Below are 16,714 nucleotides of genomic sequence, written 5' to 3' on the forward strand. Positions count from 1 at the left end.
ATCATCATTGCTCTTGGTACTGGCTAACTTGTTGATCTATCGCGCCAAAAATAGAATCGCCTTGATCGTCAAACATTTCTAACCGAATTGTGTCGCCAAACGACATAAATTGAGTCGATGGTTTGCCGTCTCGGATAGTCTCAATCATCCTCACTTCAGCAATGCATGAGTACCCTACTCCGCCTTCCGCAATAGAAGTGCCGTGATCCGTACCTTGTTTGTTGGACACCGTTCCCGAGCCAATGATCGAGCCTGCGGACAGTGGACGAGTCTTAGCAGCATGCACCACCAACTCAGCAAAGTTGAAGGTCATATCAACAGCTGCATTGGGGCATCCAAAAGCAGCGCCATTGTAGGTCGATACCAGTGGTAAATGCAGTTTACTATCTTGCCATTTTTCACCCAATTCGTCGGGCGTTACTGCCACCGGAGAGAACGCTGAAGACGGCTTAGATTGGAAAAAGCCAAACCCTTTTGCCAACTCTGCTGGGATAAGACCGCGCAGCGATACATCGTTCACTAACATCAACAACCGAATCGAATCTTGCGCCTGTGCCACACTCGCACCCATTGGCACGTCACCCGTCACTATCGCGACCTCGCCTTCAAAATCGATGCCCCATTCGTCGCTGGCAAACTCAATGTTGTCACAAGGGCCAATAAATGCGTCTGAGCCGCCTTGATACATTAGTGGTTCAACCCAAAAGCTTTCTGGCATCTCAGCGCCACGCGCCTTGCGAACCAGTTCAACGTGGTTCACATACGCGCTGCCGTCAGCCCATTGATACGCGCGTGGCAAAGGCGACTCACAAGACTCAGCGGTAAAGGGTTCGCTGCCCGCCACTTGGCCGTGATTCAAACCAATGTAGAGCTCTTGCAATTGATTGTACACTCTATCCCAGTTATCCATCGCCACTTGCATGGTTGGAGCAAGGTGCAACCCATGAAAAATATCCGTAGTCGCTGCACACTGTTTGAGATCTTTGCTCACCACCATCAATAAGCCATCACGAGTGCCATTTTTTTTGGTTGCTAGTTTCATTGTGCTCCCTCGCTTTCGTTACCAGAGTTCTCTTTCCAGCTGTAGACATAGTCTTTGTTCTCAACGCTGTCGAGTTCATCAGAGAACTGAAGCGCATGGCGAGTATCGATCATCACCGCCACCTCATCGGTGAACTTTTTAGTGTGTGCTTGCCCCGCTTTGAAGGCGTTTGGATGAGGTCCATGGGTAAACCCTGCCGGATGGAACGTCACCATACCCGCTTCGATGTTGTCGCGACTGAAGAAATCCCCAGCGTGGTAGAACAGCACTTCATCGTAATCATCATTGTTGTGATAAAACGGTACTTTTAGTGCGCCAGGATCGCTTTCAATTGGACGAGGCACAAAGGTGCACACCACAAAACCAGCCCCCACAAACGTGGTGTGTGCAGATGGAGGTAAGTGATAGCGGTGAGACATCAGCGGTCTGATATCCCGCCAGTTCACTTTTACCACAGCTAAATCGCCATGCCAGCCAATCGCATCTAGCGGGTTGAACGGATAGGTGATCACGCTGACGGTATCGTGACGTTTTACCTGCACCTGGGTTGGGTTTTCTGAATACTGAGCGCGAAAGCTGTCATTGATTGAAGGAATGTCGAGAACAGCAGGATCAAACACGGCGTGATTGCCAACCATGCCTTTTTCTGGCAACGAATAGGCCGCATCGGTGTTTTCGATCATCAATATAAACAGCGGCTCGCTTGGCTCTAAGCGCCAGTTGGTTGAGCGCGGGATCATCACGTAATCCCCTTCACTTACCGCCAAGTGGCCATAATCACAATACAGATCCGCACTGCCTTGGTGAATGAATAGCAGCTCATCCCCATCGGAGTTTCGCACCAAAAAGTCCATTTTCTCATCCATTCGCCACACGCGGATTTTACAGTCCGCATTGTGTAAAAGGTGAGGAACCGCCCACGGCGATATCTGACTGGCTTTTTCAATTAACGTAAAATCATAAGCGCGAGGGCGTAAATCTCCCTCCCACTCAGACCAACCGGTTGGGGCATGCTGGTGATGAAAGTGAGCGGCAGGGCCAAAAAAACCACTGCGTCCTGCTTCTCGTTCGTAGATTGCCTCTTTTGGGAAGTCGGCATGCGCTTGTTTAGAGCACACGCCCTCCCGATGAGGAAAGGAGATCCATTTATGCATCGTCTAACACTCCCCGACGGATCTGGTCCTCTTCAATCGATTCAAACAACGCCTTAAAGTTACCTTCGCCAAAGCCTTCGTTGCCTTTGCGTTGAATGATTTCAAAGAACACCGGCCCGATCACCGTTTGGGTAAAAATTTGCAGCAAGATACCGTCTTTGGTGGGTGCTCCATCAATAAGGACGCGCAAGTCTCGCAGTAGAGCGGTGTCTTCACCATGACCTTTAACACGCTGATCGACTTTCTCGTAGTAGGTATCTGGGGTTGGCATAAAGTCCATGCCGCGATCACGCAGGGTTTTGACCGTTTTGTAAATATCATCCGTCGCCAGCGCAATGTGCTGGATACCTTCGCCATTGTATTCACGAATAAACTCTTCGATTTGTGATTTGTCGTCCGAAGACTCATTAATTGGAATTCGGATCTTGCCACAAGGTGACGTCATGGCTCGGCTGACAAGCCCTGTCAGTTTACCTTCAATGTCGAAGTAACGAATCTCTCTAAAGTTGCCAAGACGCTCGTAGAACCCAGACCACACGTCCATATTGCCTTGCTTAACGTTATGGGTAAGGTGGTCGATTTCAAAAAGGCCCGCATCAGCTTTCGCCATGCGATCGTTCGCGTCGTCATAGAATCGAAAATCCACATCATAAATACTCTGCTTACCATAGCGATCGACAAAATAAAGTAAGCTTTCACCAATACCGTAAATGGCAGGAATGCTAAGCTCCATTGGCCCTATCTCGGTCTTATACTCTTCACCGCCGCTGTTAAACGCCTGCTCCATTGCAGGCGTGGCTTCGTGAACACGAAAAGCCATCCCACACACCGAGGGTCCATGCACCTTAGCAAACGCTTCAGCTTGGCTGTGTGGTTGCGCATTAACGATAAAGTTGATGTCACCTTGTCGATACAGCCAAGCCTCTTTTGAGCGGTGCTTGGCTATTTCAGCAAAACCAAGTGACACAAACAGCGCCTTAAGTTGCTCAATTCCCTTATGGTCAACGGCTGTATATTCAACGAATTCAAATCCATCCGTACCAAGCGGGTTGTATGTATCCACCATGAACTTTCTCCTTGTGCATTTGCGTGTTTTTTGTCCTTGATTAAATTTGGCCTACAAGCGGAGATAATGGAATACGTGGAGGAAAATGGGCAATTTCGATGAAAGCCCGCCAAATTGTAAATAAAATGTTACACCAACTCAGTCTTCAAGAAAAAGTGAGTGCTATCAAGGGATTGAAAGGTAGTGGTTTTATTTACAAGTAAACGATAAATGTGAATAAAATGTTACATGCGGGAGATTGATCAGCAAAGTATCATTTAGAGAAGTGTGTCGATTGCGATAAACCGTAGTAGTCAAAAGCATAATGAGTTGTACGGTGATCATAAGTTGAATAGTGAAACAACGGTTAACGCGCCGTTCTCAGATCGATTAAAGACCAAACTAGTTTAGGTTACTATACAGCTCAGCCAAACCAGATCTGACTCCGCGTTTGTTCTACGCGAATCCTACCCAAAGTGAGGCATATTCTAAAAATTTTGACTACACATTTTCATTGCTTGCTAAATCAGTCAAAATGCAGCAGCGCATCAACGTAAAGGACAATAAATCATGAGTGAGTTAACTCCTCAGCAAGAACAAGCTATTGCAACATTTAAAGCCAATATGCATTTCCCAGAAAACGGTTTTCATGACCTGATTCTTGAACTGTGCAAAACCTATCAATTACCTTTCCAACAAGTGCGTAAGGTTGTGATGAGTTCACAGATAAAACTCGAAAAAAAGATTCGCGTTCAATTCGATACTCTAGATAGCAATGAACTCACGCAACAAGCTTGGCTAGAAAGTGTTGAAGCAGAGTTGCTCGAAATGGCCAAAGAAAATGTCCCGGTAATGACTGCATTGCAGGGTAATAGCCACTACGTCAAAGCGACGACTGCTTTAAAAGCGACTATTCAAAGTGAAGTCGAGCGGGAGGAAGCATTAGAATGTTTATTCTTAGCCTATGAAAAAGAGGTATTTAAACCTCTGCTGGCGATGCTAAGAACCACTAAGACCTACTGGCAACTGATGCTTGCGGATGAAATTGCTAAAATGACACCTGATTACCAACAAAAATTCAGTGATTATCCGCAATACATGGAAGCCGCGAACCATTTATTTCAGTTAGAGGCTCAAATAAAAACGTTGATTCTAGAATAGTATGAAGGCTAGCACCCTATTAATTCACTTATCCAACAATCTAAGTAGGTTGCCTAAACGGACAAATAACTTAACAACCTGAGCCCCAAGGATGATCACAGTACTTCATAACGTGATACTCACCTTCTAGTTCTCTTTTAATTACGCTATGCGTCAAATTCGATGTATACGGCTTTGCCCATATCTCATCAATTGGCCTACCGAGAAGTGTGTTAATCAGTGTCTTAATGAAGCCAGCATGTGAAATAAGAAGAATTGTTTTACCACTATGTTCGGCCGTAATTTCATCCAGTACTGTGACTGCTCGTTGCTCTAACTCTTCAAAACGCTCTCCACCCAAGGGTTTGTAGCAACTGGGTTTATTCCAAAAGTTATGATACTCAACTGGGTACCTTTGTTGTATCTCTTCATAGGTCATTCCTTCCCATATACCCATATCAATTTCCTTTAATTTATCCAAAGGGTGTATCGGGGTAGGTTGATCAGCGAGCAAAATTTCCGCCGTTTGATAAGCGCGTTCTGAAGTAGAAGTAAATGCGACATCAAAGCTCACGCCTATGATTTTGACTCGCGCGTCTTTAGCCTGCGTTCTGCCTAAAGCGGTAAGTTTTGAGTCCAATGAACCTTGAGCTCTGTGCTCCAAGTTCCATTGGGTTTCACCGTGCCTAAAAATGTGAATTTCGGTCATTAGAGACCCTCTAACAGCGACTAAACGAAAAAAAATAGTTCAACAAAGTACTATAGAATTGTTGCGCTATTCCCTTGTAAATAAGACGTCCTGCACGATACGTGCATCGCGTAAATTCCAATCGTGTGGTCCTTCTGGGTCTAAATACATATTCACTTCACTCAACTCTACCCAAACAGGATGCATGCCTAGTTTTTCCTCATAGTCATCGAGCTGTTGAGCGCCAATTTCAAATGAGACCATCGATATCGTCGCAACGTAACTTGTGTGTGAGAAAATACAATCAGGTTCAAATTTGTCCGCTTTCAGCTCATGGACTTTACCGGCTATTCTGATGTCATAGGACTCTATTGCTATCCCGCACTCCTCTAAGAACTCGCGAATCAATGCATTTCTGACCGTCTCATTAGGTTTTAGCCCACCACCAGGAATTTTGTAAGAACCATCGCGAAGCTTAAGCAACAAAAGCTTATCTTCGTGCATCGCGAGCCCTTTTGCCCCATCCCGTACAAAAACATCACGGTAGTGCTTTGCGTCTTTAAGTTGATTAATTTCTGCCAATAGTTTCAAACGGAAAACCTCTCAAATATGTATTTTAAAACTATATAGCCATCGATGTGTAGCAAATTGATTTCAATTATAAAAATGTATAATTCTGATTCCGATTAACTAGGGGCGTCGCCTCTAAGTGCTTCAGCGAATGGCTCCTAGAGCATTTCCTTACCAACTCAATCTAAATCCATCAAGGTTACTTTTTTAGCCACTCCAAAATACAGCGATTGGTGTCATCTGGTTTCTCTTGCTGGATCCAATGGCCACAATCTATGCTCACAATGTCCACGTTAGGCACAAAACTTGTAAGACTGTCCGATTTTGGAATGACATCTTTCTCGCCGTAAATCATAAGGGTTGGATGATGAATAATAGGATTCACATTAGCTAAAAGGTGCCAATTTCTGTTGAGGTTTCTGTACCAGTTGATGCTTGCAGTAAACCCAGACGACTCGAATGAAGTTACAAACACCTTCCGTTCACTGTCACTCATAATAGGGAGCCCTTTAGGTTGCTCAGATTTGGCAAGGTTTATCATCATCATGCCCGGCTCGGGCGCACTGTCTTGTGAGACTGTTCTATATAAATTATTGAGAAATTGCTCTGTATTGCTCTCTAGTATCGCGTCAGCAACGCCGGGCTGTTTGTTGAAATGGACAAAATAGTACTCTTCACCCAAAAACTGCTCCATGACATCTATCCAAGGTCTATCTCCACGCTCTTGGTAAGGCAAACTTAGATTGATTATCTTGCTCACACTACTGGGATGCAGCAACGCAAGACCCCAAACCACCATCGCGCCCCAGTCGTGGCCAACAAAAATAGCGTCTTTGTACCCGTAATGAACCAAAAGTGCGGTTAAATCGCCGGTTAGATGTTCAATGTCGTACGCTTCTACGTCAGGTGGACATGAGGACTGTCCAAAGCCGCGTTGGTTGGGCACGATGACATGATAACCGGCTTCCACTAGTGGCTGAATTTGGTATCGCCAAGCGTAGGCAACTTCAGGCCAACCGTGACACAGCACAATGGGGTTGCCGTAGTTTTGCTCGCCCGCTTCAAACACTTCTAATATCACATCATTTACAGGGATCATCTTCGCGCTTGGGAATTGGTGTTGTTCAAACATAGGAGGACTCCGAGGGTCTTTAAATTCTAAAGTAGCGGCAAATCCATCTAAATTTACTTTGCCGACGAGTGAACCCCTGTTATATCCTTTAAAGGTGTCAAATTGTGGCACCTTTAAAGGATTAAAAGCCAACAATGACAGTTCGAAAGCGACATGATTCAATTATCCGTATTCTCCGGCGTAAAGGCACAACAACCATTGCGGAGCTTGGCCAAGAGGTGGGAATATCGCGACGCACCGTATTGCGCGATCTCTCTAAACTGCGCGATGAAGGCTTTGTTATCCATTCGGAGCTAGGTCGTGGAGGCGGTCTTCAGCTAGACCAGAGGTCAGTACAAACAACCGTACGACTCTCTGTCGCAGAAGTGTTTTCATTGGTGATCAGTGTATCTACCGTCTGCGCTATGGGTGGTGTCCCCTTTACCAGCCTCGCCGACACGGCATTAGCTAAGATCGAAAAGTCTCTGCCTTCCGACAAGCTCAATGACCTACGACGACTTTTAGATTGCCTATATATTGGCACTTTGTCCCAGCAAGTTAACCTTTCTAATATGAGAGCTGTAGACACTTCCCTACTACCAGAATTTGAAACGGCCTTTTTAAATCAATGCCCTTTGAAGTTTCGATACCAAGATGTAAATGGCAAGAAGTCGCAACGACGGGTTGAGCCTCAGGCAATGCTAATATTGCCGCCACTTTGGTACTTGGTGGCATGGGATCCATCAAGGCAAGATTTTAGACATTTTAGAATGGATAGGATCAGTGACCCTGAAGTGATTGAAGGTGAAACCTTTCTCCGTCGCCATGTTGCTTTTGATCAACAGGTGTCTCCCGTTCGAAATTTTGCTCACGGCTACAAGTCGCTGTAGAAAGAACGTTGCATTGATATCCTAATAGGAAATACCTGTAAGTTTTTTGAATCATCGCAAGTTAAAGCCCAACTTAATCCATTGATTTAATTTATCGATATTCATTCCACCAAGTTGCTCTAGGTTACTTTTGATCTCTTCATCTATGGAAAGTTGGCGCTCAACTTTCTTTAGTTCTTTCTCTAGGAATATTTCAACTTCGTGGAATACTCTACTCAGCCTACTACATAGGAAGAACCACCTTGTGAGGTGGTCCTTCCGTTGCTTGGATATTAGACCTCTTTCAACCTAGCGGTGAAGTGACGTAATACAGGTGGCTCGTAAACAAACTCAAGTCCTTTAACATGAGCCGCTCGCTCTTTCACCTTCTCAAACGCTTCAATAATGAAGTCCATATGACTTTGCGTGTAGGTAGCCCGAGGAATGGTTAATCGCAATAACTCCGCTGGGCATGGGTACTGCTTACCGGTTTCAGGATCCCGCCCTTGCAATAGTGACCCAATCTCTACCGCTCTAATTCCAGCGACTTTATACAGCTCACAGGCGAGTGCATGGGCTGGGAATTGATGAGGTGGGACATGAGGAAGTAACTTCCCTGCATCAACAAACGCGGCGTGCCCCCCAGCCTGTTGGCAAACGACACCAATTTTTTCAAGCCCATCAACCAGATACTTCACCTGAGCAATTCGGTACGCCAACCATTCTTGTCGCATTCCGTCATAAAGACCTACGGCTAGACGCTCCATAGCGCCCCCTTCCAGACCTCCGTAGGTTGGGAAGCCTTCTTGCACAACACAAAGCGTTCGACATTCATTGTAGGCGTCTAAGAACTTTTCATTCTTAAAGCACAATAAACCGCCCATCTGTACCATGGCATCTTTTTTGGCCGACATCGCCAGACCATCGGCATACTTGTAGGTTTCGCGCGTGATCGCCTCTATTGTCCAGTCTTGATAGCCAGGTTCACGCTGTTGAATAAAGTACGCATTTTCTGCAAAGCGTGCTGAGTCCATAATCACTGGGATGTCGTATCGCTGGGCAATCTCATACACCGCTTTTAAGTTCGCAATCGAAACTGGCTGACCACCAGCCGAGTTACAGGTAATGGTACTCACGATATAAGGTACGTTCTTTGGACCCGCTTCTTGAATTGCGTATTCAAGCTTGTCCAAATCAAAGTTACCTTTGAAGTCGGCGTTAACACTGGTATCAAATGCATCTTCAAGGTAAGCATTCTTCGCTTTACAGCAGTTCACCTGAGTATGACCTTGAGTGGTATCGAAAAAATAGTTAGAAATAGCGACCATTTTACCTCGGTCTAAGCCTTTTTCTTTTTCACGCATACTGATCAAAACCGGTATGTAGATTTGCTCGGCGCCGCGTCCCTGGTGCGTAGGAATCGTGTACTCATAACCAAAGATATCTTTTACTGCATTCGCAAGCGCATGATAACTACGACTTCCGCTATAGGCTTCATCGCCTCGTAGCATTGCGGCTTGCATATCTTGGGTTACGGCACCCGTGCCACTGTCTGTCAGCAGATCAATAAACACATCTTCGCTATCAAGCAGAAATGGGTTCATGCCCGAGTCTAATATCGCTTTTTCTCGATATTCATAGGTTGTTGTTTTTACTGGTTCTATAACACGAATACGAAAGGGTTCAGGTAAGTGCTTAAAGTTTTCCATGATAATGTCCTATCAATCTCGATCAGCAGATCATTACTCGACTTCACATGAAATCTTTAGAGTGATCTACTAATGCTTTTATTTGAATATCACGACGAGTACCGATGGCAACATTTGGCGTCACTATTCGGAATTTCTATCGTGTAAAAGAAAGCGCTCTGGGCAAGGCCCAGGCGAATTGAAGAGGATTAAGCGTCTAACTTAGAAAGGATCGATAGCGTGTAGTCGTGGGTGTACCAAGCTGTTGAGCTTGATCGCCATCCATTTTTGTTTTTCACTTGTGTATTCATATCCATGCAATACCAATCTAAGTTTTAGGAGCGCTGTTCTAACCGAGTATCAGATACCATTAACAGCTACCGTTAAATATTGTCGTTTTGCCGACGAAAGTAAAACCTTCTTAGTCACAAATGTGAACTTAACTAATTAGCGAAACTAAGTTGTGATGGGGTTCTTAGGGCAGAAATGGTTGAAATACAGTGTTTGGGTATGTCAGTTTACGTGTAACGTTAAAGAAATGCAGTGACGAAGGATCAGTAGTATTGCCCTAGCTCTCTTTAGTCCCCACCAAGCAATGGATCCCTCGCTGGTTAAAATACTCGGCCAATTGATTCACTCGATGTTGAAACTCAACCCGATCAAACTCTAAGTCACGCATCGGGTAATCAAGACCTAGTGAAGCATACTTTTCTTCACCTAAACGCATAAAGCTCAAAAGCTGCAGCGTTCTTACCCTACCGTCCATTTCATTGAGAATAAAATCTGCGGTCGCTTCTGCGTTACCAAGATCATCATTGACGGACGGGATCACAGGGATGCGAAGTATAAGCGGTTTGTCAGTTGTAGAAAGTCGCTTAAGGTTGTCGAGTATCTTGTGATTGTCTACACCAGTGTGCTTTTTGTGTTTTGCTGAATCCATCAGCTTAATATCGGAAATAAACAGATCGGTGACAGGAAGCAGTGCGTCAATTTTGTTCCAGTTGGCGAAAAAACTAGACTCTAGACAGGTATGGATCCCTTCTTTTTGGCACGCTTTGAATAAGTCATAAACAAAGTCGCTTTGCAGCAGTGGCTCTCCACCAGATACTGTCACTCCTCCGCCAGAGCGCTCGTAAAAACCGCGGTCTTTTTTAATCACCTCCACGCACTGCTCTACCGACATCTCACTTCCCCACTGCTTAATCGCTTCTGAGGGGCACTGTTGCGCGCAGCCTAAACAGCTTGTGCAGGCGCTTCTATCGATCTTTTGTAATGCTGCATCGGAAAAGATGAGCATATTTGGCTGCACACACACATCAATGCATTCGCTGCACTTATCTGTGGTGAGACATTTGTTTTGATAAACGCCGACTTCGGCTTTTCGATTGAAGCTTTCTGGGTTGCCACACCAATCACAGCGCAGTGGGCAGCCTTTTAGAAAGAACTCTGTTCGTATTCCAGGGCCATCGTGCAAAGTGAACCTTTGGACGTTAAGAACCGTTGCTTGGTTTGACACAATAAACCTCAAAGTGAGTCGCGACGCGAGAAATGGGCATGAACTTACCGAAACAAACTCTATGCCCAATAGGGTGTTTTATAACAAGGTCTAATTATTAGGCCATAAAAAAGCACTAAGAATTAGACGTTTAACAGCTGCAATTCAAACCCTTCAACCTATTATATGCAGCTTAGAATCTTAAGTTTAGAACCTTTAGTTTAGAATCTAAGCTCAGTACGTTGAATCAGATCGTCTTGCAGCGGCTTACCCAGCTCTACAAAGTAGGCGCTGTATCCCGCAACTCGAACCAACATATCTCTATACATCTCAGGGTTCTTTTGCGCCGCTTTCATCTTCTCGGAACTCATGATGTTAAATTGAACATGCATGCCTTGCTTAGCGATGTACTCATCGACAAAGCTCACTAAAATGTCACGACCTTCAACCCCAGAGACCGCGTCTTCTGGGAACCTTAAGTTAAGTAATGTGCCATTGGTAGCCAAGCTGTGATCCACCTTGGTGACAGAGTTTACAATGGCTGTTGGGCCCGAAATATCGTGCGAGCCACCGGCGGTATGAACCGGTCCCATGTTGTCTGAAATAGGCTCGGCGTTTTTACGGCCGTCTAGCGTTGCGTTGGTGTATAACCCCATGCCTACGTTAGCGTTTACAGTGTAAACTCCAGGACTAAATTTACCGCCGCGAGGGTTTTTACGACCTTTGATGTGTTTACAGAAACATTCGAACATGAAGGTAAACAGCTCGTCTGCTTCGTCTATATCGTTGCCGTAGTGCGGGATCTTTGAGCTATTGACCAGAGCATACAGTTTCTCATGCCCTTCCCAGTTATCTCGTACGGCATCTAATAGCTGTTTGCCTGTATACTTCTTGTCATCAAACATCAGTTTTTTGATGCTGGCTAATGAGTCTGCACAGGTTGCAATGCCTGCCGCTTGTGGCGCTGTGCCGTTATATTTAACGCCGCCATAGGTCATGTCTTTACCCGACTCTATACAGCCGTCAAAAAACGCAGAAATATAAGGGGTCGGTTTTATCATGCGGTGCACTTTGTCGGTCACATTGAGGCAGCTGCACAACTGATCACACCAATAAGCAAACTGCTTGTTAACGCTTTCAAGTACTTCTTCAAACGATGTATAGGTCTCTAGGCTTCCTGTATTAGGCCCCAGTTGTAAGCCAGCGTTAGGTCCAGAAAGAATGCGCCCACCATTTATCACCATTTCCATCATTTTCGCAGTGTTCACGTACCCTGCATCAAGCCAGCCATGCTCTTTACCTGGAATCGTTGGCTCTACACAACCTACGACTGCGTAATCTCTTGCCTCTTCAATGCTTAAGCCTTTGCTGTACATTGCTTTAATTGCAGGACCGTCATTGAATAACTTAGGATGACCGTAGCCTGCGCGAATGCACTCAATGGTTTTGATTTTAAGCTCATAAGGCGTATTTTCGTGTAAGCGCACACACACCCAAGGGTTCATCATACGGGTATGCACAGACGCTTCTAGCATCAGCATTGTGAGATCATTAGTCGCATCATCGCCGTGGGCGTCAACCCCACCAATGGTTAAGCTCTCGCCACCAAAACCACGACCGTTACGCACTTTAACTGTGCCTTTGTCTTTAAGTTTGGTTGGGTTATTCATTTTGACGTAAAGCACTTCAATCAGCTCAAGAATGAACTCTTTTGACACAGCACGCTCTTTCACGTCTTTTTCGTAAAATGGGAACAACCACTGATCCATACGACCGTACGAAATTGAATGACCATTACCTTCAATTTGAGTAAGCGTCACAGCAAAGTTAAACAATTGAACCGCTTGCCAAAAGTTTTGTGGAGCGCCTCCAGCAATTTGAGCGCAGTTTGCTGACATAGTCTGCAATTCTTGCTGGCGCTTGCTGTCTAGTTCCGTGCTGGCCAGTTCATTGGCGAACTTCGCGTAGCGAGCGATGTACTTTTTCGCCGCTTCCAACGAAATGATGGTGGCTTTGTAATAATCTCGCTTATCACTAAAGTCGGGATCTTGTTTAGATAACTTTTCGAATGCGCTCTTAGCTTGCTGCAATACTCCGTCGTAGCCCAGTGTCATGAGCTTGTTGAAGTCCATGGCAAAATGACCAATTCCCGCAAAGTGGTAATTGTTGGTTTGGAACACTTTCTCGCCCATGTGCGAGCCTTTCTTTTGATCGTCGTCCAAGTGGGCGGTGATGATTTCGTTGGCGCTTTTGCCTTTCCAGTACTCACACAGTTCCAAGATTTCGGCGCGATCTTGATCGTTGCGAATGTAGAACTGATCGTTAGAACGCTCTTCAAACGGCGAATGCAAAATCTCGTCAATAATCCAATCCACGGAAAACTCGGGATAAATCGGAGAGGCTTTGGCAGGTGCAGCAATCTCACCCAAAATAAGATCGTGCTCGTAGATGTGTAACGTGCTGTTTAGTAGTACGTTTTCAAATGCATACGCACATTGCAAAATACGAGGCGTAGCCTCGTTGTCCTTATAGGCTTGAGTCACTAGGCGAAGTCGTTCGACATCAATTTCATAAGGTCTATCAAGGAAAGTCTGTCTCAGAGTATTGACTCGTGGATAGGGTGACCAATCCTCATGGCCCACTTCATACCCCAAGCCATACACCTTATCAAACGCCTCGACACCACGCGCTAATGTGTGCGTACCCGAGTTGCTTTGGAATAAAGCATCCTGTTCCACTTGAAAATTGTCCATTGTTTTCCTCTTAAAATACTCAATCTAATTCGGTAGGTGGACGCGCTTCAGTGCGGCAGTTCAACCGCACTCCCCTTAATATCATGGCACTTCTTTGGTAGCCCATTGGGGTCTTTTAATCGCTTAACGTCTCACTCAACAAGCCCACGTTAAGGTCGACTCGTTATTGTATTTTTTGTCTACAACCCGTTGGGTGCAGTTAGGGCTTTGTATTGTAAAGCCCATTATATAGAGCCGTTGAATTGCGTCTGGGAGAAATGTCACAATGCGAAAGTAAATCAACAAAAATTGACACAATGTGACACGTGTAATGGTAATTAACTGTATGAAGCCTATAGTGTCCATAAATTTACAGGGCAACTCAGCGCTTTTTAGGACGGAAGATGGATACAACCCTTATACTCATTTCGATGATCATCGCATTGGCCGGATTTACCCAAGGTCTTACCGGGTTTGGCTCGGCGTTGGTGTCGGTACCTTTACTTTCACTGTTAGTTGGTGCGCAAACAGCTGTGCCTATCGCCGGTATATTTGGCTGGATTGTTACCTTCCCTATCGTATGGAAAATGCGTCACTCTATTCAGCGAAAAGTCGGCTTAATTCTATTTGCAGGCTCAATTCCCGCCTCTTTTATGGGCGCGAAGTTACTGGCAAGTCTTCCTTCTCATTACATTTTGATCACCATGGGCTTGGTGTTGATTGCTTCTAGTATTCACTCACTTCGATCTACTAAGCCTTTGTTTCAAAAAACATCTGTCCCAGTTACTGTAGGTGCAGGGTTTACTTCGGGGTTACTGGGCGCCAGTGTTGGTGAATCAGGTCCGCCGGTTATTGCTTACACCTCTATGCAGCCATGGTCAGCCGACGAAATTAAATCAACGCTCGCGTTTTTCTTCATGTTGCAAATGATCGGTGCCAACATTGGGTTTTACAATGAGGGGTTAATTACTGCAGAAGTGCTCGACTATGTGATGTCTGCAATGCCTGCATTTATAGTGGGACTGGCAGGCGGTATGATTGCGTATCACTTTATGCAGAAATACAAAATCGACTACCACAAGATCGTTCATGGTTTCTTATTGTTCATGGGTATCGCGCTTGTGTTAAAAAATGTCAGTTTTTGATTATTTGTGTCATAGCGAACGGCATATATGGTAAAACCCACGCATAATCTGGACTGATAAACAGCAAAAAACCCTCACAGTTAGACTGTGAGGGCTTTCTATTTAGGACTTAATTCCAGTGTCAGCTAAGATTAGTTCCAATCTTCTTGGATGTTCTCGTAGCCTTTCACGTTCTTAAGGTGCTCACGAATATCAATTGGGAACGTCTCTTCATCAACACGAAGCTGACTTGCACGCTCGACTTCTTCACGAGGGTTCTCAACCGTTAGGAACGGCATTGCACGCTCTTGTTCAATATTCGGGAAGGCGTCGATCATCATAAGGTGACGCGTCTTCATGGTAGTGAACATACCTTTAGCAGGGAACATTGGTAGCATCATACCAACGCGCTCACGTGGATCCGCATACAGGTCGTAGTACTCTGCGCCTGATAGACCTTTTTGTGCGCCAGCAACGTGGTGCTTGTAGCGGCCTTTAACAATGGCGCCTAGCTCATCACCTGTGTAGATGTAAACGTAGTCACGACGGCTGAAAGTATCACCATTGATAAACAGAGACGTTTGGTCAACACCGTCGATAATACGGTCTGTAGGTACGTGGTCCATTGCTCCGCCTAAGCGTGCGAATGTAGTGAACAAGTCTGTTACGTGAAGGATATCACCCGGTACTGAACCTTCTTCAATCATTCCAGGCCAAGTAGCAAACATAGGAACGCGAACCGCGCCCTCTGTGTACATACCTTTACCACCCGTGTATAAGGTTTCGTTCATGCCAACTGGACCACCAGACACCATAGGGCCGTTATCTGCCATAGCGATGATCAGGGTGTTTTCTTCAATACCTAGCTCAACCACTTTTTCTTGGATTTCGCCAAGCATTTCATCGATGCGAGTTAAGCCTTCTGCCAAGATAGAACCATTGGTGGTGCGGAACTCATCCGATGGATGGATGTTTAGGAACGATGCCATAGTTGGCCAATGTGCCACATAAAATGGCTTGCCTTCTTCAACACTGCGCTCAATGAAGTCCAATGTACGATCGGTCGCTTCGCGGTCGATGTTGTAGTAGAAATCTTCCGTAGGCTCGCCCCACTCTGTTACTGGACCATTTTTGTTACCTTCTAACGCGTAAACAAAGCCGTTTGGTCGCCAGTTTGGATCCATGTCGTATGGGTCTTCAGGGAACATTTCAGGAAGCAATACACCTTTCGCTAGTGCGCCATGCTGTCCACGAGCGTTATATAGGCTCGGAACTTGGTTGTATGGCGTCCAGAATGCTTCGTCAAAGCCTTGCTCATTCATGTTACCGCCTTCGGTATCACCTTGGTGAGCTTTGCCGTGGAATGCCGTTTTGTAGCCCGCTTCGCTAAGGATCTCAGCGATGGTCACTTCTGAGCGAGGTAGACCGCCGTACTCGTATGGGAAACCAACTGTATACATACCATTACGAACCGCATAACGACCCGTCAGCGCTGCGGCGCGAGTTGGAGTACACGAAGGCTCGGTGTACATGCGCATGAAGTTAGCGCCATCGCGCGCCATTTGGTTTAGTACCGGCGTTTCGTAGCCACGTACCTTTTGAATTTCTGGAATACCTACATCACCAATTGGTGTGTCATCCCACATGTAGTGGATGATGTTTGGCTTAGTGCCAAAGCGTGCTTCTAATTCGGCCAATTTTGCGTCGAGATCTTTGTCTTCAACAGCCCAGCGTTCGCCACTTTGTGCGTGTAAGATGTAGTGCTCAGCATCATGGATGATTTCATTAGCGTGAACCGCTGATGCACCAAGGGTCGCTGTAGCGATGGATGCCGCTACGATAGATTTATTGAGTTTTAACACAGTATCGCCTCTTTAGTTATGCGTTTGTCGTCGAGCCGTAATACTGAATCGCCCGCCATGATGCATAACAAATAGGTTAATGGTTTTGTCAGGTGCCGCAGTGAGACCACTCGGCCAATGAGTTCCTAGTGCCTATCCTAAGGAAAAGAATCCATTGTATTGCTGACTGCTTTGTCCATCTCTGTTTGAGTAGG

General features: G+C 45.6%; 13 protein-coding genes. 3 read left to right on the forward strand and 10 right to left on the reverse strand.

Features of this window, described 5'->3' with window-relative positions:
• Positions 1 to 4: 4 nt before the first annotated feature.
• Genes ST37_RS02575 through hppD form a run of 3 tightly spaced genes read right to left on the reverse strand, consistent with a single transcriptional unit; the run spans position 5 to position 3,262 of the window.
• Positions 5 to 1,042 (reverse strand): fumarylacetoacetate hydrolase family protein, encoded by a 1,038-nt coding sequence (locus ST37_RS02575; protein ID WP_084883548.1) that lies wholly within the window; start codon positions 1,040 to 1,042, stop codon positions 5 to 7.
• Positions 1,039 to 2,196, reverse strand: coding sequence for a homogentisate 1,2-dioxygenase (locus tag ST37_RS02580; RefSeq protein WP_084883550.1), 1,158 nt, complete (start codon positions 2,194 to 2,196; stop codon positions 1,039 to 1,041). Before ST37_RS02580 ends, ST37_RS02575 begins: the two co-directional genes overlap by 4 nt.
• Positions 2,189 to 3,262 carry a 4-hydroxyphenylpyruvate dioxygenase gene (gene hppD, locus ST37_RS02585; protein ID WP_084883552.1) on the reverse strand — a complete coding sequence of 358 codons (1,074 nt, stop codon included), beginning with the start codon at positions 3,260 to 3,262 and terminating at the stop codon, positions 2,189 to 2,191. Before hppD ends, ST37_RS02580 begins: the two co-directional genes overlap by 8 nt.
• Positions 3,263 to 3,811: 549 nt before the next feature.
• On the opposite strand from hppD, the gene ST37_RS02590 reads away from it, so the two are divergent.
• Positions 3,812 to 4,402: a hypothetical protein gene (locus ST37_RS02590; RefSeq protein WP_084883554.1), complete on the forward strand. Its 591-nt coding sequence runs from the start codon at positions 3,812 to 3,814 to the stop codon at positions 4,400 to 4,402.
• Between the two features lie 70 nt (positions 4,403 to 4,472).
• Here ST37_RS02590 and ST37_RS02595 read toward each other — a convergent pair whose 3' ends face one another.
• The 3 genes from ST37_RS02595 to ST37_RS02605 form a co-directional block, all read right to left on the reverse strand.
• Positions 4,473 to 5,090, reverse strand: a complete 618-nt coding sequence (locus tag ST37_RS02595) for a histidine phosphatase family protein (protein ID WP_084883556.1) — start codon at positions 5,088 to 5,090, stop codon at positions 4,473 to 4,475.
• Between the two features lie 66 nt (positions 5,091 to 5,156).
• Positions 5,157 to 5,660, reverse strand: a complete 504-nt coding sequence (locus tag ST37_RS02600) for an NUDIX domain-containing protein (RefSeq protein ID WP_084883558.1) — start codon at positions 5,658 to 5,660, stop codon at positions 5,157 to 5,159.
• 178 nt (positions 5,661 to 5,838) lie between these two features.
• On the reverse strand, positions 5,839 to 6,771 hold the full coding sequence (locus ST37_RS02605) for an alpha/beta hydrolase (protein WP_084883693.1): 933 nt from the start codon (positions 6,769 to 6,771) through the stop codon (positions 5,839 to 5,841).
• Positions 6,772 to 6,905: 134 nt separating this feature from the next.
• Here ST37_RS02605 and ST37_RS02610 point away from each other — a divergent pair, with 134 nt between their 5' ends.
• Positions 6,906 to 7,640, forward strand: coding sequence for a WYL domain-containing protein (locus ST37_RS02610; protein ID WP_084883560.1), 735 nt, complete (start codon positions 6,906 to 6,908; stop codon positions 7,638 to 7,640).
• A 272-nt stretch (positions 7,641 to 7,912) separates the two neighbouring features.
• Here the strand turns inward: ST37_RS02610 and tnaA are convergent, their stop codons facing one another.
• The 3 genes from tnaA to ST37_RS02625 all read right to left on the reverse strand — a co-directional run bounded on the left by tnaA (position 7,913) and on the right by ST37_RS02625 (position 13,555).
• Complete coding sequence (gene tnaA, locus ST37_RS02615) at positions 7,913 to 9,328, reverse strand: tryptophanase (RefSeq protein ID WP_084883561.1); 1,416 nt, start codon at positions 9,326 to 9,328, stop codon at positions 7,913 to 7,915.
• Between the two features lie 547 nt (positions 9,329 to 9,875).
• Positions 9,876 to 10,823 (reverse strand): glycyl-radical enzyme activating protein, encoded by a 948-nt coding sequence (locus ST37_RS02620; RefSeq protein ID WP_084883563.1) that lies wholly within the window; start codon positions 10,821 to 10,823, stop codon positions 9,876 to 9,878.
• Between the two features lie 200 nt (positions 10,824 to 11,023).
• Positions 11,024 to 13,555 (reverse strand): pyruvate formate lyase family protein, encoded by a 2,532-nt coding sequence (locus ST37_RS02625; protein WP_084883565.1) that lies wholly within the window; start codon positions 13,553 to 13,555, stop codon positions 11,024 to 11,026.
• A 383-nt stretch (positions 13,556 to 13,938) separates the two neighbouring features.
• Between ST37_RS02625 and ST37_RS02630 the strand changes: the two genes are divergently transcribed.
• Entirely contained in the window at positions 13,939 to 14,679 is a 741-nt protein-coding gene (locus ST37_RS02630; protein ID WP_084883567.1) for a sulfite exporter TauE/SafE family protein, read from the forward strand.
• A 131-nt stretch (positions 14,680 to 14,810) separates the two neighbouring features.
• Here the strand turns inward: ST37_RS02630 and ST37_RS02635 are convergent, their stop codons facing one another.
• Positions 14,811 to 16,520, reverse strand: a complete 1,710-nt coding sequence (locus ST37_RS02635; RefSeq protein WP_084883569.1) for a sulfatase-like hydrolase/transferase — start codon at positions 16,518 to 16,520, stop codon at positions 14,811 to 14,813.
• Positions 16,521 to 16,714: the final 194 nt, after the last annotated feature.

This window comes from Vibrio sp. qd031 (genome assembly GCF_002100145.1).
In the GTDB taxonomy this organism is placed as follows: Bacteria; Pseudomonadota; Gammaproteobacteria; order Enterobacterales; family Vibrionaceae; genus Vibrio.